Source organism: Azospirillum sp. UENF 211521 (assembly GCF_058780535.1).
The window spans coordinates 82,913-103,048 of sequence record NZ_JBSNCF010000001.1; the positions used below are offsets into that span (position 1 = coordinate 82,913).

Annotated in this window: 19 protein-coding genes; 9 read left to right on the top strand and 10 right to left on the bottom strand. The window is 68.5% G+C overall.

Features of this window, described 5'->3' with window-relative positions:
- Nucleotides 1–5: 5 nt before the first annotated feature.
- From ACWPN5_RS00370 to dnaK, 3 genes are all read right to left on the bottom strand, one after another.
- Nucleotides 6–1,133: a diguanylate cyclase gene (locus tag ACWPN5_RS00370; protein ID WP_145676250.1), complete on the bottom strand. Its 1,128-nt coding sequence runs from the start codon at nucleotides 1,131–1,133 to the stop codon at nucleotides 6–8.
- A gap of 292 nt (nucleotides 1,134–1,425) precedes the next feature.
- Nucleotides 1,426–2,571, bottom strand: coding sequence for a molecular chaperone DnaJ (gene dnaJ, locus ACWPN5_RS00375; RefSeq protein ID WP_145682674.1), 1,146 nt, complete (start codon nucleotides 2,569–2,571; stop codon nucleotides 1,426–1,428).
- A 172-nt stretch (nucleotides 2,572–2,743) separates the two neighbouring features.
- Nucleotides 2,744–4,915, bottom strand: a complete 2,172-nt coding sequence (gene dnaK, locus ACWPN5_RS00380; RefSeq protein WP_348982507.1) for a molecular chaperone DnaK — start codon at nucleotides 4,913–4,915, stop codon at nucleotides 2,744–2,746.
- A gap of 297 nt (nucleotides 4,916–5,212) precedes the next feature.
- On the opposite strand from dnaK, the gene ACWPN5_RS00385 reads away from it, so the two are divergent.
- Nucleotides 5,213–5,416, top strand: coding sequence for a hypothetical protein (locus ACWPN5_RS00385; protein ID WP_014239027.1), 204 nt, complete (start codon nucleotides 5,213–5,215; stop codon nucleotides 5,414–5,416).
- Between the two features lie 131 nt (nucleotides 5,417–5,547).
- Here ACWPN5_RS00385 and ACWPN5_RS00390 read toward each other — a convergent pair whose 3' ends face one another.
- Entirely contained in the window at nucleotides 5,548–6,051 is a 504-nt protein-coding gene (locus tag ACWPN5_RS00390; protein ID WP_145682678.1) for a hypothetical protein, read from the bottom strand.
- 107 nt (nucleotides 6,052–6,158) lie between these two features.
- Between ACWPN5_RS00390 and ACWPN5_RS00395 the strand changes: the two genes are divergently transcribed.
- Nucleotides 6,159–7,049 carry a DUF1848 domain-containing protein gene (locus tag ACWPN5_RS00395; protein WP_492293628.1) on the top strand — a complete coding sequence of 297 codons (891 nt, stop codon included), beginning with the start codon at nucleotides 6,159–6,161 and terminating at the stop codon, nucleotides 7,047–7,049.
- 306 nt (nucleotides 7,050–7,355) lie between these two features.
- Entirely contained in the window at nucleotides 7,356–8,825 is a 1,470-nt protein-coding gene (locus tag ACWPN5_RS00400; protein WP_492293630.1) for a methyl-accepting chemotaxis protein, read from the top strand.
- 14 nt (nucleotides 8,826–8,839) lie between these two features.
- On the opposite strand, the gene ACWPN5_RS00405 is transcribed toward ACWPN5_RS00400, so the two are convergent.
- The 3 genes from ACWPN5_RS00405 to hrcA all read right to left on the bottom strand — a co-directional run bounded on the left by ACWPN5_RS00405 (nucleotide 8,840) and on the right by hrcA (nucleotide 11,196).
- Nucleotides 8,840–9,205 carry a response regulator gene (locus tag ACWPN5_RS00405; RefSeq protein WP_145682684.1) on the bottom strand — a complete coding sequence of 122 codons (366 nt, stop codon included), beginning with the start codon at nucleotides 9,203–9,205 and terminating at the stop codon, nucleotides 8,840–8,842.
- Between the two features lie 247 nt (nucleotides 9,206–9,452).
- The gene (gene grpE / locus ACWPN5_RS00410; RefSeq protein ID WP_145682686.1) at nucleotides 9,453–10,076 is read right to left on the bottom strand and encodes a nucleotide exchange factor GrpE; all 624 of its coding nucleotides are present in this window, start codon (nucleotides 10,074–10,076) and stop codon (nucleotides 9,453–9,455) included.
- Between the two features lie 79 nt (nucleotides 10,077–10,155).
- Nucleotides 10,156–11,196 carry a heat-inducible transcriptional repressor HrcA gene (hrcA, locus tag ACWPN5_RS00415; protein ID WP_014239022.1) on the bottom strand — a complete coding sequence of 347 codons (1,041 nt, stop codon included), beginning with the start codon at nucleotides 11,194–11,196 and terminating at the stop codon, nucleotides 10,156–10,158.
- A 163-nt stretch (nucleotides 11,197–11,359) separates the two neighbouring features.
- On the opposite strand from hrcA, the gene rph reads away from it, so the two are divergent.
- The 5 genes from rph to ACWPN5_RS00440 all read left to right on the top strand — a co-directional run bounded on the left by rph (nucleotide 11,360) and on the right by ACWPN5_RS00440 (nucleotide 16,399).
- Nucleotides 11,360–12,079: a ribonuclease PH gene (gene rph / locus ACWPN5_RS00420; RefSeq protein ID WP_035670630.1), complete on the top strand. Its 720-nt coding sequence runs from the start codon at nucleotides 11,360–11,362 to the stop codon at nucleotides 12,077–12,079.
- A 143-nt stretch (nucleotides 12,080–12,222) separates the two neighbouring features.
- A complete protein-coding gene (rdgB, locus tag ACWPN5_RS00425) occupies nucleotides 12,223–12,825 on the top strand; it encodes an RdgB/HAM1 family non-canonical purine NTP pyrophosphatase (protein ID WP_492293633.1) in 603 nt (200 codons plus the stop codon).
- A complete protein-coding gene (hemW, locus tag ACWPN5_RS00430) occupies nucleotides 12,813–13,979 on the top strand; it encodes a radical SAM family heme chaperone HemW (RefSeq protein WP_492293635.1) in 1,167 nt (388 codons plus the stop codon). Before rdgB ends, hemW begins: the two co-directional genes overlap by 13 nt.
- Nucleotides 13,980–14,167: 188 nt before the next feature.
- Nucleotides 14,168–15,859: a methyl-accepting chemotaxis protein gene (locus tag ACWPN5_RS00435; protein ID WP_492293637.1), complete on the top strand. Its 1,692-nt coding sequence runs from the start codon at nucleotides 14,168–14,170 to the stop codon at nucleotides 15,857–15,859.
- A 33-nt stretch (nucleotides 15,860–15,892) separates the two neighbouring features.
- A complete protein-coding gene (locus ACWPN5_RS00440) occupies nucleotides 15,893–16,399 on the top strand; it encodes a dihydrofolate reductase (RefSeq protein ID WP_492293639.1) in 507 nt (168 codons plus the stop codon).
- A 4-nt stretch (nucleotides 16,400–16,403) separates the two neighbouring features.
- Here the strand turns inward: ACWPN5_RS00440 and ACWPN5_RS00445 are convergent, their stop codons facing one another.
- A complete protein-coding gene (locus ACWPN5_RS00445) occupies nucleotides 16,404–17,243 on the bottom strand; it encodes a helix-turn-helix transcriptional regulator (RefSeq protein WP_492293641.1) in 840 nt (279 codons plus the stop codon).
- Nucleotides 17,244–17,353: 110 nt separating this feature from the next.
- Between ACWPN5_RS00445 and ACWPN5_RS00450 the strand changes: the two genes are divergently transcribed.
- On the top strand, nucleotides 17,354–18,247 hold the full coding sequence (locus ACWPN5_RS00450; RefSeq protein ID WP_492293643.1) for an SDR family oxidoreductase: 894 nt from the start codon (nucleotides 17,354–17,356) through the stop codon (nucleotides 18,245–18,247).
- A 30-nt stretch (nucleotides 18,248–18,277) separates the two neighbouring features.
- On the opposite strand, the gene gshB is transcribed toward ACWPN5_RS00450, so the two are convergent.
- Together gshB and ACWPN5_RS00460 are read right to left on the bottom strand one after the other, a co-directional pair.
- Nucleotides 18,278–19,246 carry a glutathione synthase gene (gene gshB / locus ACWPN5_RS00455; RefSeq protein ID WP_492293645.1) on the bottom strand — a complete coding sequence of 323 codons (969 nt, stop codon included), beginning with the start codon at nucleotides 19,244–19,246 and terminating at the stop codon, nucleotides 18,278–18,280.
- A 36-nt stretch (nucleotides 19,247–19,282) separates the two neighbouring features.
- A complete protein-coding gene (locus ACWPN5_RS00460; protein WP_145676212.1) occupies nucleotides 19,283–20,116 on the bottom strand; it encodes a SirB1 family protein in 834 nt (277 codons plus the stop codon).
- Nucleotides 20,117–20,136 lie beyond the last annotated feature (20 nt).

A 20,136-nucleotide genomic window follows, 5' to 3' on the forward strand; every position in this document is an offset into this window, starting at 1 on the left:
GAGCGTCAGGCCGGTTCGGGGACCCGGTCGTCGGCGACGATCCGGTTCTTGCCGGACTGCTTGGCCGCGTACATGCGCTGGTCGGCCAGATCGACCAGCCGTTCCCAGTCCAGCGGGCGGTCGTGAAGGTATTCGGCGAGTCCGACACTGGCGGTCTGGGGAACTCCGTCCGGGCGCTTGCCCAGCCCCCGCGCGTGCAGCCGCTCCACCGCGGTCAGCGCGCCCTCGCGGGAGGTGTTGGGCATGATGACCACGAACTCCTCGCCGCCCCAGCGCACCAGCACGTCGGACTGGCGCAGCATGGCCCGGATCGCCTCCGCCGACCGCCCGAGCTGCTTATCGCCCTGGTCGTGGCCGAAGCGGTCGTTGATCGACTTGAAGTTGTCCAGATCGAAGAAGATCACCGAAAGCGGGTGATCCGAGCGTTGGGCGTGGGCGAACTGCAGCCGCAGAAGCTCTTCGCCGATGCGGCGGGAGAATGCGCCGGTCAGCCCATCGTGCGACGCCTGATCGACCAGGGCCATCATGAAGTGCAGCTGGCTCATCGCCGCCAGCGTCGCCACCACCATGATGAGCACCAGCAGCCACAGGGCGCCCAGATAGGAGGGGAACGGGAAGACCAGCGAGCCGTAGACCCCGGCCAGCATGTGCGCCGCCAGCATCGGCGTCGCGAAGGCCAGCCCCTCCAGGGCGGTCAGCGGAAAGACGCTGAGCCCCGCCACCATCACGAAGGGCAGGAAGGCGTAGCCGGCGGCCACCGCCAGCGCGCTTCCCGCGATCATGTCCTCGTTCAGCATGGGGTGCGAAGCGAGGAAGAAGATCGTCGGCACGGCCAGCAGCAGGGCCAGCCCCCGCCACGCGCTGCCCATGTCGTCGCAGATCCGGTAGCCGAGCGCCAGCGCGCCGAAGGCGAAGCTGGACACCAGCCGCAGGCCGGCCAGATAGCCCCACAGAGGCCAGGGGAAGATGAAGACGTCGATGACGATCCACAGCGGCGTCAGCACGGCGAACACCGCGGCGACCATGCGGACACGGGAATGGATCAGCACGGCCCGGCGACGCTGGATGATCGGGGTGTGTCCGCCCGGATGCATCAGGTCGCGCAACTGCTCGAAGGAGAGATCGCCGCTCACCGCCTGGAATGCCCTCTCCGCGAACCGTCTGAGGAGATTAAGCGCTTGTTGATACACGCGATGCCCCCCATCGGCAACGTCAATCGCCGTGATGTCCAGGATACGTGCGTATGCCGTGCGGCCTGTGGCATCGACGCATAGGTCCGTGGTTTTCGGGGACAGTCGTCCCCGAGTCCCACCGCTGTCAACGCCGAACTGGTCATACCACTGGGGCAAAAGCACGCGGTGCCCACGAAAAAAGGCCCGGCGGCGGGCCGGGCCTTTTTCACGGGTCGGAACGAAGGAAAGACGGTCAGTCCTTCAGGTCTTCCCACAGCTCCTTCACCTTGGCGAAGAAGCCTTCGGACTGCGGGTGGGAGCCTTCCTTGCCGGCGGTGTCGAACTCGCGCAGAAGCTCCTGCTGCTTCTTGGTCAGGTTGACCGGAGTCTCGACGACGGCCTGGATGTACATGTCGCCGCGCTGCTGGCTGCGCAGCACCGACATGCCCTTGCCCTTGATGCGGAACTGGTGGCCGGACTGGGTGCCCGGCGGGACCGTCACCTTGGTGCGGCTCCCCTCGATGGTCGGCACCTCCACCGTGCCGCCCAGCGCCGCGGTGGTCATCGGGATCGGCACCCGGCAGTGGATGTTGGCGCCGTCGCGCTGGAAGATCGGGTGCGGCGCGATGGCCAGGAAGATGTAGAGGTCGCCCGGCGGCGCGCCGCGCAAGCCCGCCTCGCCCTCGCCGGCCAGACGGATGCGCGTGCCGTCCTCGACGCCCGCGGGGATGTTGACCTGAAGGGTCTTTTCCTTGCGCAGGCGCCCGGCGCCGCCGCAGCTCTTGCAAGGGTCCTTGATGACGCGGCCCTGGCCGTGGCAGGCCGGGCAGGTGCGCTCGATGGTGAAGAAGCCCTGCTGGGCGCGCACCTTGCCGTGGCCCTGGCAGGTCGGGCAGGTGACCGGCTGGGTCCCCGCCGCCGCCCCGGAGCCGCTGCAGGACTCGCAGGCGACGGTGGAGGGGACGCGGACGTTGGCCGTGGTGCCCTTGAAGGCCTCCTCCAGCCCGATCTCCAGATTGTAGCGCAGGTCCTGGCCGCGGCCCGACGCGCCGCCGCCGCCGCGGCGCCCGCCCATGAACTCCCCGAACATCTCGTCGAAGATGTCGGCGAAGCCGCCGCCGCCGCCACCGAAATCGAAGCCGCCAAAGCCGCCGCCGGCCCCGCCGCGCCCGTTCTCGAAGGCGCCATGGCCGAAGCGGTCGTAGGCCGCGCGCTTCTGCTCGTCCTTCAGGACGTCGTAGGCTTCGCTGATTTCCTTGAACTTGTGCTCGGCGTCCTTGTCACCCTGATTGCGGTCCGGGTGATACTGCATCGCCATCTTGCGGTACGCTTTTTTGATCTCGTCCGCGCTGGCGCCCTTCGCCACCCCGAGCAGCTCGTAATAGTCCTGTTTCGCCATGGGCCCCGACCGCCTTCACATTCAACAGACCAATCATATCTCCGGCCCGCCACCGCAGGACGGATGACGGGCCGGACGATACTGCATGGCGCCGGGTTCTCCCGGCTGTGACACCGGAGGCAACGGGCGGCTGTCCGACGGCAGCCCGACAATTGCCTCCGGTTCCGAACGCTTACGCCGACTTCTTCTTGTCGTCGTCCACTTCCTCGAAGTCGGCGTCGACCACGCCCGGCTCGTTCGGGGCGGCGCCCGCCGCACCGGCGGCACCGGCGCCCGGGGCCTCGCCCTGGCCAGCCTTGTACATGGCCTCGCCCAGCTTCATCGACACCTGGGCCAGCGCCTCGGTCTTCGCCTTCACGGCCTCCAGATCCTCGCCGTCCAGCACCGACTTCAGCTCGGCCACGGCGGCCTCGGCTGCGGTCTTGTCGGCGGCCGGGATCTTGTCGCCGTTCTCCTTGATCGTCCGCTCGGTGGTGTGGATCAGGGCGTCCGCGTGGTTGCGGGCGTCCACCAGCTCGCGCCGCTTCTTGTCGTCGGCGGCGTGGGCCTCGGCGTCCTTGACCATCTTGTTGATGTCGGCGTCCGACAGGCCGCCCGACGCCTGGATGCGGATCTGCTGCTCCTTGCCGGTGGCCTTGTCCTTCGCCGTGACGCTGACGATGCCGTTGGCGTCGATGTCGAAGGTCACCTCGACCTGCGGCACGCCGCGCGGGGCCGGCGGGATGCCGACGAGGTCGAACTGGCCGAGCATCTTGTTGTCCGCGGCCATCTCGCGCTCGCCCTGGAAGACGCGGATGGTCACCGCGTTCTGGTTGTCCTCGGCGGTCGAGAAGGTCTGGGACTTCTTGGTCGGGATCGTCGTGTTGCGGTCGATCAGGCGGGTGAACACGCCGCCCAGCGTCTCGATGCCCAGGCTGAGCGGGGTGACGTCGAGCAGCAGGACGTCCTTGACCTCGCCCTTCAGCACGCCGCCCTGGATGGCGGCGCCGATGGCGACCACCTCGTCCGGGTTCACGCCGCGGTGCGGCTCACGGCCGAAGAACTGCTTCACCGCCTCGATGACCTTGGGCATGCGGGTCATGCCGCCGACCAGGATCACCTCGTCGATCTCGTTGGCCTTCAGGCCGGCGTCGCGCAGAGCGGCCTTGCAGGGCTCGATCGTGCGGGCGACCAGCTCGTCGACCAGGGCTTCCAGCTTGGCGCGGGTCAGCTTGACGTTCAGGTGCTTCGGGCCGGACTGGTCGGCGGTGATGAAGGGCAGGTTGACCTCGGTCTGCATGGCCGAGGACAGCTCGATCTTCGCCTTCTCGGCGGCTTCCTTCAGGCGCTGCAGGGCCAGACGGTCCTTGCGCAGGTCGATGCCCTGCTCCTTCTGGAACTCGTCGGCGAGGTAGTCGATGATGCGGGCGTCGAAGTCCTCACCGCCGAGGAAGGTGTCGCCGTTGGTCGACTTCACCTCGAACACGCCGTCGCCGATCTCCAGAACGGACACGTCGAAGGTGCCGCCGCCCAGGTCGTACACGGCGATGGTGCCGGCGCCCTTCTTCTCCATGCCGTAGGCCAGAGCGGCCGCCGTCGGCTCGTTGATGATGCGCAGCACTTCCAGGCCGGCGATCTTGCCGGCGTCCTTGGTCGCCTGGCGCTGGCTGTCGTTGAAGTAGGCCGGGACGGTGATGACCGCCTGGGTCACCTTCTCGCCCAGATAGTTCTCCGCCGTCTCCTTCATCTTCTGCAGGATGAAGGCGCTGATCTGCGACGGGCTGTACTTCTTGCCGACGGCCTCCACCCAGGCGTCGCCGTTGTCGCCGGGAATGATCTTGTAGGGGACGAGGCCCTGGTCCTTCTTGGTCAGCGGATCGTCGTAGCGACGGCCGATCAGACGCTTGATCGCGAAGAGGGTGTTCTCGGGGTTCGTCACCGCCTGACGCTTGGCCGGCTGGCCGACCAGACGCTCCGCGTTCTGCGCGAAGGCGACCATGGAGGGCGTGGTGCGCGTGCCTTCGGCGTTCTCGATCACCTTGGCGCTGGAGCCTTCCATGACGGCCACGCAGGAGTTCGTGGTGCCGAGGTCGATGCCAATGACTTTGCTCATGTTCAGCCTCTGTTGTTCGGCAGATGCGTGGCGGCCCGTTTGGTCCGGCACCGCCGCGATCCCCTTGGGGTCGGTGGAACGGTTGGGTGGATTAACGTCTGTCGCCGGAGATATAGGCAGGTGCGTTTCGGGCTGCAACGTCCTGGTCATTCCGCCAACCGTCAAAAGACCAAAAGGTGACGTGCACACCGGGACATATCGTCGCGCCTGCGGCTTCGCGTCGCAAGTGAATACCGGGGTATTCAGAAGCATAAGGCGTGCAACGGCCCCCCTTCATCCCCGTGCCGGGCCGAAAGCACTCTGTTACAGAGCTTTAACACAAGCAAAACCCCCGCAACCCAGCCATGTTAACTTTTCATTAACAAGTAATGGTGTGCATTTCAGTGCACAATCAATTGCCGGTTGCCTTGTTTCTTTGTTGTCCGAAGATTCTAATAGTGGAGAATCGAAGGAAACATGATATATCCCTCCTGGTCAGGGGGCCGCTCGCGCTCGCAGGCATGGCTTTCCGAAGCGGGACCGTGTGCAGCATTCCATAGGGGGATCAAGATGATGGATGAACGGCGCGACATGGCTCTGGCCATCAAGTCCTGCCTCGACAGCCTTATGGACGACGCGACGAAGTGCGACCTGGACGATCTGGCGCGCTTCATCAGCCTGGCCGCCCTGGCGGCGGAGGAGGCGGCCATGGCCTTCGATCCGAAGGCGGCGCAGTTGAAGGCCCTGATGTCCGGCGGCGCCGGCCACTGCTGACCACCGGAAGAACCGGACCGGGAAAAGACCTGCAACGGCAAAGGAACCGGACCGGCAAATGAGCCGGAAAAAGAAAAAAGCCGCCCTCGACGGGGCGGCTTTCCTGTGTGCGGAGCGTGCCCCGCCGAGCCTTACAGAATCTCCGCCGCGCGGATCGCCCCGTCGAGCAGGGCCAGCGTGTCGGCGCAGGACTCGTCGCCGTCCATGACCATGGGCAGGCGGTAGCTGAACATGGCCGCCGCGGCCTTGCCGTCGCGCTCCGCCCCGACCAGCCACAGGTAATGGGCGTCGGTGCCGCCGTCCTCCTCGGTCATCATCACCGCCTGGGCGAGCACGCCGTCGTCGCCCCAGGGCTCGACGATCCGGTCGCTGGCCCGCGGGTCGTCGGGACGCACGAAGCGCAGCGCCATCTCGCGCAGCACCGCCACCGCACCGTCCGGCCCGTCCTTGGGCGCCACCCGGTCGGTGACCAGCCGCAGCACGCCCCCCGCCGGGGCCGGCGGGTGGAAGGCCGCCACGGCGTGGCCCTCGTGCTCCTCGACCTCCGGGCGCCAACCGTCCGGCAGCCGGAACCGCACCACCCCTTCCCATTCCACGCTGTGGCCCAAACCTTGGCCGTCCTGTGCGCCCGTCACGGCATCCTCCGCTGATCCTGTGCCCCTGATCCTGTGCCGGCACTTTAGGCCGAAGCGCCGGCGAATCCAGCCTTGATCGCGGTCCGCCGAGCCACCATGGTTCGGCGATGATCATTTCCGCCAGCTACAAGACGGACATCCCCGCCTTCTACGGGCGCTGGTTCCTGAACCGGCTGGAGGCCGGATACTGCCGCATGGTCAACCCCTACGGCGGCCAAACCCACCGCATCGGCCTGACACGCGCGGAGGTCGAGGGCTTCGTCTTCTGGACCAAGAATCTCGGACCCTTCCTGCCGGCGCTGGAGGAGGTGTCGGAACGCGGCTTTCCCTTCGTCGTCCAATACAGCGTCACCGGCCTGCCGGGCGCGCTGGAGCGTTCCGTCCCCGACGCGGAGCGCGCGGTGGAGCACATGGTCCGCCTGCGCGACCGCTGGGGGCCGCGCGCCGCCATCTGGCGCTACGACCCCATCGTGACGGCAGACGCAACGCCGCCGTCCTGGCACCGCGCGGCCTTCGCCCGGCTGGCCGGACGGATGCGCGGCCTGACCGACGAGGTCGTGGTGTCCTTCCTCCAGCCCTACCGCAAGACGGCGCGCAACCTGGACGCCGCCGGCGTGCCCTGGCGCGACCCGGACGCGGAGGAGAAGCGCGCCCTGCTGGCCGATCTGGCCGGCATCGCCGCGGACCACGGCATGGCGCTGACGCTGTGCACCCAGCCGGAGCTGGCCGGCGTCCCCGGCACGGCGCCGGCCCGCTGCGTCGACGCGCAACGGCTGTCCGACGTCGCCGGGCAGGCCATCGGCGCCCGAACGAAGGGCAACCGGCCGGGCTGCCTGTGCGCGGAAAGCCGCGACATCGGCGATTACGACACCTGCCCGCACGGCTGCGTCTATTGCTACGCCGTCGCCAACCGCGCCACCGCGCAGCGGCGCTTCGCCGCCCACGACCCGGCGGGCGAGTTCCTCTTTCCACGACCGGCGGCCCGACCGAACGGATGAGGCTGCGTCCCCGCCGCGTATGACGGACGCTTGCGGCGGCCGCGTGCCCGTTTCCTTCCTCCTACACAAAACAATGAATTCGTCATACGCGTCGCACGTCGAATTGAATATGCATTCCCCTAATATTTATGACAGAGAATATTTCTCATATTCCGCTTCTTATGGCCGCAAAGTGTTTCTTTGATAATGAAATTTTGCAAATTACGGCAATAATTTTGATGTTATTTTTTCCGGGCTATAGACTTTCATTTTCAGTGTGTCAATATGCCCCATCAATGAAACCAGGGGGCTTTGGCAATGCTCGGCATGCTTCGAAAAGATTATAAGATCACTCATAAGACGACGGCGCTGGACACCGTTCGCGCCAACATCATGATTGCCGACAATGATCTGAAGATCACTTATATCAATCCATCGGTTACATCCTTTCTTCGCCAAGCCGAAGCGGACCTGCGCAAGGAACTGCCGAACTTCAACGTCGACACCCTGGTCGGCAGCAAGATCGATGTGTTCCACAAGAACCCGGTCCATCAGCAGCGCATGCTGGGCGCCATGACCCGCCCGCACAGCGCCACCATCCGGGTCGGCGCTCACCAGTTCGACCTGCTGGTCTCCCCGCTGATGAAGGACGGGCAGCGCATCGGCTTCGTCGTGGAGTGGGCCGACGCCAAGGAGCGCCTTCTGAACCTTGACTACGCCGCTCAGGTCGCGGCCATCCACCGCTCCCAGGCGGTCATCGAGTTCGACACCGACGGCATCGTCAGGACCGCCAACGAGAACTTCCTGACGGCGTTCGGTTTCCATATGGACGAGATCAAGGGCAAGCATCACAGCCTGTTCATCGACGCCGAGCACAAGGCGAGCGCGGAATACAGCGCCTTCTGGGACGACCTGCGGCGCGGCACGTACCGGTCGGGCCAATACCGCCGGATCGGCAAGCAAGGAAAGGTGGTCTGGATCGAAGGATCCTACAACCCGATCTTCGATGAACACGGCAAGGTAGTGAAGATCGTCAAGTTCGCCACCGACATCACCAACCAGATGAACCTGCTGCGGGATCTCAAGGTTCTCCTCGACCAGAACTTCGGCGAGATCGACCAGGCGATGGTGCAGTCGTCGTCCGAGGTGCGGTCCGCGGCGCTCGCCGCCGAGCAGACCTCGGCCAACGTGCAGACGGTCGCCGCCAGCGCCGAGGAACTGGCCGCCTCCATCGCCGAAATCTCGCAGAGCATGGCGAATTCGCGCACCGCCGCCGACAGCGTCTACGACAAGGCGAATGCGGTCGGCGCCAACGCCGGACGCCTCACCGATGCCGCCCAGTCGATGAACAGCATCGTCGGGCTGATCCAGAACATCGCCAGCCAGATCAATCTCCTGGCGCTGAACGCCACCATTGAGGCGGCGCGTGCCGGCGAGGCGGGCAAGGGCTTCGCCGTCGTGGCGTCGGAGGTCAAGAACCTCGCCAACCAAGCGGCCAAGGCCACCGAGCAGATCACCCGCGAGATCGACCTGATCCAGACGACCTCCGCCGAGGTGGCCGGAGCGCTGGACGGCATCCGCGGGGGCATCGAGACCGTGCGCTCCTTCGTCACCGCCACCGCCTCCGCCGTCGAGGAACAGAACAGCGTGACCCAGAGCGTGTCCGGCAACATGCAGAGCGCCGCGACCTCCGTGCAGACGGCCTCCGCCAACATCGCCGGCATCTCCACCGCGGTGTCCCAGATGGCCCAGGCGGTCGAGCGGACGCGCAGCGCCGCCGTCGTGCTGGTGCGGTGACCCCCGGTTGCGGGTTAGGGGCAGACCTTCTTCACGGTCTCGACCAGCTTGTCCGGGTTGAAGGGCTTGACCAGCCAGCCGGTGGCCCCGGCCTCGCGGCCGGCGGTCTTCTTGGCGGGATCCGCCTCGGTGGTCAGCAGCAGGACGGGGGTGGCGCGGTTGAGCGCGCTGCCGCGGATGGCCCGGGTCAGGGCCAGACCGTCCATGCCCGGCATGTTCAGATCGGTGATGATGCAGTCGAACTTCTGCCGGTTGACCTCCGCCAGACCGGCGGTGCCGTCCACCGCCTCGGTGACGCCATAGCCGGCGTTGCGCAGCGTGAAGGCGACCATGTCGCGGATGGTCTTGGAATCGTCGACGGTCAGGATGGTCTTGGCCACGGGTCCGGTTCCCTGAATGAGCGGGCGCCCCGAACGGACAATTCACCGGGCGCCGCGAGGATCCCCGACGCGAACCGGGGTTGCGATGCGAATAGGCGAAGGTCCCGCCCGGCGCAAGCCCTTCGGTGAGCGGGGGACCGCGCGCATCCCTGCCCCCTTGAGGACGGTGGGACGAAAAAAAGCGGCGCAACGGACCATGCCGCCGCGCCGCCGCAAGAGACGTGCCGCCTGCCGTTCCGAAGAACGGTCAGGCTTTGGTATCGACGTGCTGGCCGCCCAGGTCGTGAGGACCGGCCTTGGCGACGCCCACCATGGCTTCGCGCAGCAGGCGGCCGTGGATGGTGTAGCCGGGCTGGAGCACCTGCACGACGGTGCCGGCGGGCTTGCCGGTGTTGTCGATCTCGAACATCACCTGATGGAAGTTCGGGTCGAACAGCTCGCCGGTCGGGTCGATCTTCTTGATGCCCGCGCGCTCGAAGGCGGAGATGAGCTGGCGCTCCGTCGCCTCGACGCCGACGGAAAGGCTTTTCAGCACATCGTCGTTCTCGCGGCCCTCGGCGGGGACGGCCTCCAGCGCGCGGCGCAGGTTGTCGGCCACCGTCACCAGCTCCTTGGCGAAGCTCGACACGGCGAACTTGCTGGCGTCCTCGCGGTCGCGCTGGGCGCGGCGGCGGGTGTTCTCCACCTCGGCCATCTGGCGCAGCAGCTGGTCCTTCAGGCTGGCGACCTCGGCCTCAAGCTGGGCCACGCGATCCCCGGCGCCGGCGTCCGTGGCCTTGTCCTGGGCGGCCTTCTCCTGGGCGGCCTTGTCCTGGACGGCTTCGGTCTGCTCCACCTCGGTTTCGGCGGGCTTGTTCTGCTCTTCGCTCATGGCTCTCTCGTTGTCGTCTTGGGTCGTCGTCTGATGGGGGATGGGTGAAGCGTTGCCAAGGTCGTCATACGACAGGGCGTCACCCGACAAGGCGGCTGATGACCTTGGCTGTATAATCCACAAGCGGGATGATCCGGGCATAATTGATGCGGGTCGGGCCGATCACGCCGATGGCGCCGATCACCTGCTCGCGGCTGTTCTGGAACGGCGAGATGATCAGCGAACAGCCGGAATGGCCGAACAGCACGTTCTCCGCGCCGATGAAGATCTGCACCCCGTCGCCCTTGCCGGTGGCGTCGAGCAGGCGCAGCATGGTCTCCTTGGTCTCCAGCGCCTCGAACAGGGCGCGCACGCGCTCCAGGTCCGACAGGGCGGTGACGTCCTCCAGCAGCTTCGCCTGACCGCGCACGATGAGCTGGCCGCTGCTCTGCCCGCCGCTGCCCGCCCAGGTGGCGAGACCGGCGGAGACCACGCGCTGCGACAATTCGTCCAGCTCGGTCTTCTGGTCCTCGATCTCGCGCAGCACGGCCTGGCGGGCCTCGTCCAGCGTGCGGCCGACCAGCTTGGCGCTGAGGAAGTTGGACACCATCTGCAGCGTCGCGGCGGGCACGCCGACCGGCACCTCGATGACGCGGTTCTCGACCAGCCCGTCCTCGTTGACCAGAACGACCAGCGCCCGGCCGGGGGCCAGCGAGACGAACTCGATGTGCTTCAGCGGCCGGTCGGTCTTCGGCGCCACCACCAGCCCGGCGCAGTGCGACAGGCCCGACAGCAGGGTGGAGGCCTCGCCCAGCACGTCCTGCAGCGACCGCCCGGAGGAGGCGCATTTCGCCTCGATGGAGCCGCGCTCGTCCTCGCTCAGGCTGCCGATCTCCAGCAGGCCGTTGACGAACAGGCGCAGACCCGCCTCGGTCGGGATGCGACCGGCGGAGGTGTGGGGGGCGTAGAGCAACCCCTGCTCCTCCAGGTCGGCCATGACGTTGCGGATGGTCGCGGGCGACAGGGCCATGCCGAGCCTCCGCGAGATCGTGCGCGAGCCCACCGGCTCGCCGGTCGCCACATAGGCGTCGACGATCAGCCGGAAGATCTCGCGGGACCGTTGGTTCAGCTCGGTGATCATGGTGGGGCGGGGACCGGACGGTGCGGGTGGGTTGCGAAAGGGGCGTCCCGAATTTAGGCAGGTGTCCCCGCCGAATCAACGTGCGCCCCGGTTGCGCGCTGGACGGCGGGGGCGGCGGACGCTAGCTTGCCGCCGATTTCAACAAATTCGCGGATCATGCCCGATGCGTCCCTCCGGCCGCGCCCACGACCAGTTGCGCACCATTTCCCTTGAGCCCCATTTCAGCAAGCACGCCGAGGGGTCCTGCCTGGTGCGGTTCGGCGACACGCACGTCCTGTGCACCGCCAGCGTGGACGAGGGCGTTCCGCGCTTCCTGAAAAACACCGGCCTCGGCTGGGTCACCGCCGAATACGGCATGCTGCCGCGCTCCACCCACAGCCGCACCGACCGCGAGGCCGCCAAGGGCAAGCAGTCGGGCCGCACCCAGGAGATCCAGCGCCTGATCGGCCGCGCGCTGCGCGCCGTCACCGACCGCGCCGCCATGGGCGAGAAGCAGATCAAGATCGACTGCGACGTCATCCAGGCCGACGGCGGCACCCGCACCGCCGCCATCACCGGCAGCTTCGTCGCCCTGCATCTGGCCTTCCAGCATCTGATGCAGATCGGCGCGCTCAAGACCATGCCGCTGACCGACCATGTGGCCGCCGTCTCCTGCGGCATCTACAAGAACACCAGCGTGCTGGACCTCGACTACGCCGAGGATTCGACGGCCCAGGCCGACGCCAACTTCGTGCTGACCGGCCAGGGCGGCATCGTCGAGGTGCAGGGCACCGCCGAGGAGCGTCCCTTCAGCGAGCCGCAGTTCATGGAGCTGCTGGCGCTCGCCCGCAAGGGCATCGACGAGCTGGTGGCCTTGCAGAAGGCGGCGATCGCGGTGAAGTAAAGGCGCGGCTGCGCATTGCCCCCACCCTCCCGCTTCGCGGGCACCCTCCCCCGCCGCCGGCGGTGGAGGGGAACAGGCCCCCTCTCCCGCGAAGCGGGGGAGGGTCGGGGTGGGGGCAACAGTCCACATCGAAGGAACTCCCCATGACCACGCCTCCCCGCCGCTTCACGGGCGGCACGCTGGTGATCGCCAGCCACAACAAGGGCAAGGTCCGCGAGATCGCGGCGCTGCTCGGCCCCTACGCCGCCTCCTTCGTGTCCGCGGGCGAGCTTGGCCTGCCCGAGCCGGAGGAGACGGGGACCAGCTTCGTCGCGAACGCCGAGCTGAAGGCCCTGGCCGCCGCCAAGGCGGGGCATGTCGCGCTGGCCGACGACAGCGGGATGGTGGTGCCGGCGCTGAACGGCGACCCCGGCATCTACTCCGCCCGCTGGGCCGGTCCGGACAAGGACTTCCAGATGGCCATGGGCAAGGTCGAGGACGGGCTGAAGGGCCAGGCCGACCGCAGCGCCTATTTCGTCTGCGCCCTGTCGCTCGCCTGGCCGGACGGCCATGTCGAGACGGTCGAGGGCCGCTGCCCCGGCACCCTGGTCTGGCCGCCACGCGGCGCGCATGGTTTCGGTTACGATCCGATGTTCAGGCCGGACGGTTACGACATCACCTTCGGCGAGATGGACCCGGCCCGGAAGCATGAGATGAGCCACCGGGCCGACGCCTTCCGTCAGCTTGTGGAGCGATGCTTCAAGTGAAACCCGATCCGGGCTTCGGGATCTACATCCACTGGCCCTTCTGCAAGGCGAAGTGCCCGTACTGCGACTTCAACAGCCACGTCCGCGACCGGGTCGAGCATGACCGCTGGCGCGCCGCGCTGGTGCGGGAGCTGGATCATTACGCGGACGCAACGCCCGGCCGCCGGGTCACCTCGGTCTTCTTCGGGGGCGGCACGCCGTCGCTGATGGAGCCGGCGACGGTCGGCGCCGTGCTGGAGCGCATCGCCGCCCGCTGGACGGTCGGCGACGACCTCGAAGTGTCGCTGGAGGCCAACCCGACCTCGGTCGAGGCCGACAAGTTCCGCGCCTTCCGCGCCGCCGGGGTCAACCGCCTGTCAATGGGCATCCAGGCGCTGGACGACGACGCGCTGAAGTTCCTCGGCCGCCAGCACAGCGCGGCGGAGGCGACCGGCGCCATCGCGCTGGCCGCCCGGACCTTCCCCCGCTTCAGCTTCGACCTGATCTACGCCCGCCCCGGCCAATCCGTCGCGGCCTGGGAGGCGGAGCTGACCCAAGCGCTCGACCACGCGGTCGGCCACCTGTCGGTCTACCAGCTGACCATCGAGGAGGGCACGGCCTTCTTCCCCCTGCACGCGCGGGGCGATCTGGTGCTGCCGGACGAGGATCTGGCCGGCGACCTCTACGAGGCGACGCAGAGCCTGCTCGACCGCGCCGGGCTGCCCGCCTACGAGATCTCCAACCACGCCCGCCCCGGCGAGGAGAGCCGCCACAACCTGACCTACTGGCGCTATGGCGATTACGTCGGCGTCGGTCCCGGCGCCCACGGCCGGCTGACGCTGGACGGCGAGAAAGTCGCCACCCGCGCCCACCGCGCCCCGGAAATCTGGCTGGAGCGGGTGGAGCGCGACGGCCACGGCGCCGCAGCACCCGAGCCGGTCGCCCGCGAGTCGCGCGGGTCGGAGCTGCTGATGATGGGGCTGCGCCTGCGCGAGGGGGTGGCCCGCGCCCGGCTGGTCGAGGAGACCGGCCGCGATCTCGACGGGCTGGTCGATCCAGCCGCGCTGGAGCGTCTGGTGGCCGGCGGTTTCCTGGAGGTCGGCAAGGACACGTTGCGCGCCACGCACGAGGGGCGGCAGCGGTTGAACGCCGTTCTGGGGGCTCTTCTGGCCTGACCGCAGGAATACCCGGAAACGTGGTGTGACAAAGGCGCCCAGTCCCCGGCGCGCCCCGTATTTTTATACATCCGTTTATAAGTTTCCTGTGACTGTCGATCATTCTTGGAGTCTCGGCAAAGACAAGGGCAAACAACCGCCGCTTGCCGAGACGCGGGACAGGGCAGACAGTTTCAGGCAGACATCCCATGACCCTCACGAAGCTTTCCATCCGGGCCAAGCTGTGGGCGCTCGTCGTCGCGGCTTCGGTCGCATCCTTCGCCATCGCTGGCGCCGGCCTTTATCTCAATTACAGCCGAATGCACGCCGACCGGCTCGACACGCTGCACAGCATCGTGGAAACCGGGGTCACCCTGGCCGCCACGCTGGAGGCGGACGCGGCAGCCGGCAAGATCACCCGCGAGGAGGCGCAGGCGCGCTTCAAGGCCGCGGTGGCCGGCATTCGCTACGCCGGCGGCAAGGAGTATCTCTTCGCCCACACGATGGACGGCTACGGCTTCGCCCACGTCAACGCCAAGCTGATCGGCGCCGACGTCAAGCCGCTGAAGTCGGCCAACGGCGTCCACATGATCGTGGAGTTCATCCGCATGGTCCGCGCCACCGGCGACGGCCTGCTGGAATACGACTGGCCGCGCACGGTCGGCGGCAACGATCTGGCGGTGAAGCTGGGCTATGTCCGCGGCTTCGAGCCGTGGAACATCTTCATCGGCACCGGCATCTTCATCGACGACATCCGCGCCGCCTTCCTGGACCAGCTCCGGACTCTGGCCTTCGTCATCCTGGCGCTGGCGGTGCCGGCCGTCGGCCTGATCGCCTGGGTCGGCACCGACATCAGCCGGGTGCTGCGCGGGCTGGGCGCCAAGATGCGCTCGCTGGCCGACGGCGACCTGTCCACCCGCTTTCCGGAGGCGGAGCGCGGCGACGAGATCGGCGCCATGGCCAAGGCCGTGCTGGTCTTCCAGACCAACGCCCGCGACAAGCAGCGGCTGGAGGCCGAGCAGGCCGCCTCGGCCCAGCGCGCCGGGGAGGAGAAGCGCCGCGCCATGCTGGCGCTGGCCGCCAGCTTCGAGCAGAGCATCGGCGCCGTTGTCCGCACCGTCTCCGACGCGGCGGCGACGATGGAGGAGCGGGCGGCCGAGATGAGCCGCGCCGCCGCCCAGACCGACGAGCTGGCGACCTCGGTCGCCGCGGCGACGGAGCAGACCTCCGCCAACGTGCAGACCGTGGCGGCGGCGTCGGAGGAGCTGGCCGGCTCGATCCAGGAGATCAGCCGTCAGGTCGCCGAGTCGTCGCGCATCGCGGGTGAGGCGGTGACCCTCAGCGGGCGGGCCAACGGCAAGGTCGGCGGGCTGGCCGAGGCGGTGCAGAAGATCGGCGCGGTCGTCCAGCTCATCAACGACATCGCCAGCCAGACCAACCTGCTGGCGCTCAACGCCACCATCGAGGCGGCCCGCGCCGGCGAGGCCGGCAAGGGCTTCGCCGTGGTGGCGAGCGAGGTCAAGGCGCTGGCCAACCAGACCGCCAAGGCCACGGAGGAGATCGCCGCCCAGGTCGCCAACATCCAGACGGTGACCGGCGACGCGGTCGGCGAGATCCAGGGCGTGACCCAGGTGATCCTGCGGGTGAACGAGATCGCCACCTCCATCGCCTCGGCGGTCGAGGAGCAGGGGGCGGCGACCCGCGAGATCAGCCGCAACGTCCAGGAGGCGGCCGGCGGCACGCAGGAGGTGTCGGCCAACATCAGCGGCGTCACCGGTGCGGCGACCCGGAGCGGCGCCACCGCCCGCGACGTGTTGGAGATGTCGCGCCAGCTCGGACACCAGCTCGACACGCTGCACCGGGAGGTCGGGGGCTTCCTCCAGCAGCTCCGTGCGGCGTAAGGTGGGGTGAACGGAACGGGAAAAGGGGTTGGGATGCGCATCAGTCTGGTGGTGGCCGCCGCGCGCAACGGCGTGATCGGCCGCGACGGCACCCTGCCCTGGTCCCTGCCCGGCGACCTCAAGCGCTTCCGGGAGCTGACGATGGGCAAGCCGGTCCTGATGGGCCGGCGCACCTGGGAGTCGCTCCCCCGCAAGCCCCTGCCCGGCCGCGACAATCTGGTGGTCAGCCGCAGCGTCCCGCCGGGCGAGCGGGACGGGGCGCGCTGGTTCGGCGGCCTCGAAGCGGCGCTGGACTGGTGCCGCGGCCGCGGCGTCCCGGAGGTCGCGGTGATCGGCGGCGCCGCGCTGTTCCGCGAAACCCTGCCGCTCGCCGACATCGTCCACCTGACCCGCGTCGAGCGGGATGTGGAAGGCGACACCGTCATGCCGCCGCTGGGGCCGGAGTGGGTGGAGACGGAACGCGGCCCGTTGTTGAGCGAGAACGGGCTGGAGTACCGGTACCTGGACCTCGTGCGGCGCCCTATCAGCGCTGGCCCGTGACGGGTCAGGCCAGCAGCGCCCGCACCCGCTCGGCATCCTCCGGAGACGCCGGGTTGTAGACGAGCATCGTCAGGTCCGGCCGCCCGTCCACGGCGAAGGCCGAATATTCCAGCTCCAGCGTGCCCAGCGTGGGGTGGCGCAGGCGCTTGATCCCCTCCCCGAAATGGCTCACGTCGTTCGCGGTCCACAGGGCGGCGAATTCCGGACTCTGGCGCGACAGATCCTCGACCAGAACCTTCACCGCGTCGTCGGCACCGGCGCGCGCCGCGTCGGAGCGGAAGGCGCCGACGACGAAGCGCGCCACCCCCTCCCAATCGAACTGGGCGGCCCGCACGCGCGGGTCGCAGAAGATCAGCCGCAAAATGTTGCGCCGGGCCGCCGGAAGGGCACCGTAGTCGGTCAGCACCGCGGCGGCGGCGCGGTTCCAGGCGACGACGTCCCAGGTCGCCGTCTTGATCAGGGCGGGGCTGGGGTTCAGCGCGTCGAGCACCCGCTGCAGGCGCGGCGTGACCGCCTCACCCACCGGATGGCGCAGCGTCGGTAAGCGGTTGAGGCCGAGGAGGAAAAGATGCTCGCGCTCGGCGTCGGTGAGCATCAGGGCGCGGGCGATGCGCTCCAGCACGTCGGCGGATGGCGCTCCGCCGCGCCCCTGCTCCAGCCAAGTGTACCAGGTGGTGCTGATGTTGGCGCGCTGGGCCACCTCCTCGCGGCGCAGGCCACGGGTGCGCCGGCGCTCCGCCGAAAAGCCGAAGGCCGCGGGATCGAGCTTCGCCCGGCGGTCCTTCAAATAGGCGCCCAGCCGGCTCTCAGCGGGGCTGCTTTCCCCCGATCCGTTCTCCGCCATGGCGCGCCGTCCCGTCCTGTTGGTCATTATACCCCGATAACGTCACGACTTTACCAGGATAAGCCCCCGGCGGACAGTGGCCTTGCGACCCTGATCGGAAGAGGTTTCCCATGCGTGTCTTCGTCACCGGCGCCACCGGCTTCGTCGGTTCGGCCATCGTCCAGGAGTTGCTCGCCAACGGGCACCGGGTCCTCGGCCTCGCCCGCTCCGACGCGGCGGCGACGTCCCTCGCCGCGGCCGGGGCGGAGGTCCACCGCGGCTCCCTCGACAACCTGGAGAGCCTGCGCGCCGGCGTGTCCGCGGCCGACGGCGTGATCCACACCGCCTTCAATCATGATTTTTCGCGCTTCGCCGACAATTGCCGGGAGGATTATCAGGCGATCCTCGCGATGGGCGAGGCGCTGGAGGGCAGCGACCGTCCTCTGCTGGTGACGGCGGGCGCGGTCGTGGCCACGCGCGGCCCGGTGGCGGTGGAGAGCGATCCGCACCGGCCGCCCTCCGACGCCCTGCCCCGCCGCACCGAACTCGCCGCTGGGGAACTGGCCGCCCGCGGCGTCCGGGTCGGCGTCGTGCGTCTGCCGCCCTCGACCCACGGCGTGGGCGACCATGGCTTCACACGCATCCTGCACGACATTGCCCGCCGGACCGGCGTCTCGGCCTTCATCGGCGACGGCGGGAACCGCTGGCCGGCGGTGCACCGCCGGGACGCGGCGCGGCTGTACCGGCTGGCCCTGGAGGCCGGCGCGCAGGGCGGCCCGTTCCACGCCATCGCCGAGGAGGGGGTGCCGCTGCGCCGCGTCGCCGAGGCCATCGGCGCGCGGCTTGGCCTGCCCGTGGTGTCGAAGACGCCGGACGAGGCGGCCGCCCATTTCGGGTGGTTCGCCTTCTTCGCCGGCGTCGATTGCCCGACCTCCAGCGCCCACACCCGCGCCCTGCTGGGATGGGAGCCGCGCGAGACCGGCCTCGTCGCCGACCTCGGCCAGCCCGGCTATTTCACCGAGTGACCGGCCGGCGGGGGGCGGGGGCTTCGACCCTCAGGCCCCCTTGGTCTCGCCCTTGTTCTCGTGATGGCGGCGCTCGATGGCGTCCCACAGGGTGGCCTCCAGCGCCGACCCGTCGAGCCGGTTGATCTCCTGAATGCCGGTGGGCGAGGTCACGTTGATCTCGGTCATGTAGTCGCCGATCACGTCGATCCCGACGAAGACCAGACCCTTCGCGCGCAGCACCGGGCCGATGGCCTTGCAGATCTCCTGCTCGCGCGCGGTCAGCTCCGTCTTCTTAGCGCTGCCGCCGGCGTGGAAGTTGGCGCGGGCCTCGCCCTCCTGGGGCATGCGGCTGACGGCGCCGGCGGGCTCGCCGTCGATCAGGATGATGCGCTTGTCGCCCTGGCGGATCTCCGGCAGGTACTTCTGCACGATCACAGGCTCGCGGTAGAGCTGGGTGAACAGCTCCAGCAGCGAGCCGAGATTCTCGTCGTCCGGCTTCAGGTGGAAGACGCCGGCCCCGCCGTTGCCGAACAGCGGCTTGACGATGATGTCCTTGTGCTGCGCCCGGAAGTCCAGGACCGCCTGCTTGTCGCTGGTGATCAGCGTCGGCGGCATCAGGTCGGGGAAATGGGTGACGAACAGCTTCTCCGGCGCGTTGCGCACCTCCGCCGGGTCGTTCAGCACCAGCACCTTGGGCTGGATGTGCTCCAGCATGTGGGTGGCGGTGATGTAGGCCATGTCGAAGGGCGGGTCCTGGCGCATCAGCACCACGTCCATGGTCGACAGGTCGACGATCCGCGGCTCGCCCAGCGTGTAGTGGGCGCCCTTCTTGCGGACCACGGTCATTTCGCGAACGCGGGCGGTCAGGACGTTGCCGGTCAGGCTGAGGTCGCGCGGGTGGTAATGGTAGAGCGTGTGACCGCGCTTCTGCGCCTCAAGCGCCATCATGAAGCTCGAGTCGGTGTCGATGTTGATGGACTCGATGGGGTCCATCTGGAAGGCGACGGCGAGGCTCATCCTGCGGGTCTCCGGAACGGGCTTTTTGAAGGGGGATCAGTTCAGTTGGTTCTTGAGCTGCTGGATCAGTGCTGCGACCTGATGGCGGTGCCGTTCGCTGGCGGTCAGCTCCAGGAAGGTTTCCAGCGCGGCGATGGCGGCGGCGAGGTTGCCGTTGTGGGCCTCCAGAAGGCCGGTCTCCCGCCACAGCGACGCCTCGGCCGGGGCGAACAGCCGCATCGCCTCCAGCACCTCCAGCGCGCGCGGCACGTCGCGGGCGGTCAGGTGGCGCAGCTTGATGTTGTTCTGAAGCCGCAGCAGGATCTCGCGGTTGGACACCGTCTGGTAATGGCCGGGCTCCAGCTCCGCGGCGCTGCCGGCGGTGGCCTTCAGCAGGTCGCGCAGGTCCACGGCGGTGCGCACCTGCCCCTCGTTGAAGGGGTCGAGGATGGCGCGGGCGCCGTCGGCCTCCAGCCGCACCAGGAAATGGCCGGGGAAGTTCAGACCCAGCATCGTCCAGCCCTGCGAGCGGGCGGCGTGCAGGTACAGGATGCCCAGCGCCACCGGCAGGCCGCGGCGGCGGTCGATGACGCGGAGCAGGTTGGCGTTCTGCAGGTCGTCGTAGGTGTCCTGGTCGCCGGCGTAGCCGTGGCGCTCCACAATGACCTCGTGCAGCCAGGAAATGCGGGCCTCCAGCCCGTCGAGGGTGGGCGAGACGCGCTCCGCCAGATCGTGGGCGATGTCGGCGAGGTGACGGCGGTAGTCGGCCAGCGCAGCGCCCGGCACCTCCAGCGCGCCCAGCGCCAGGGCGGCTTCGGCCAGATCGATCTGCTCGTCCGGCTGCTGCCCCACGCGGCGCAGGATGTCACGGGCCTCGGCGCGGCTGGTCACGGGCGGAGTCCTTCCTCTTA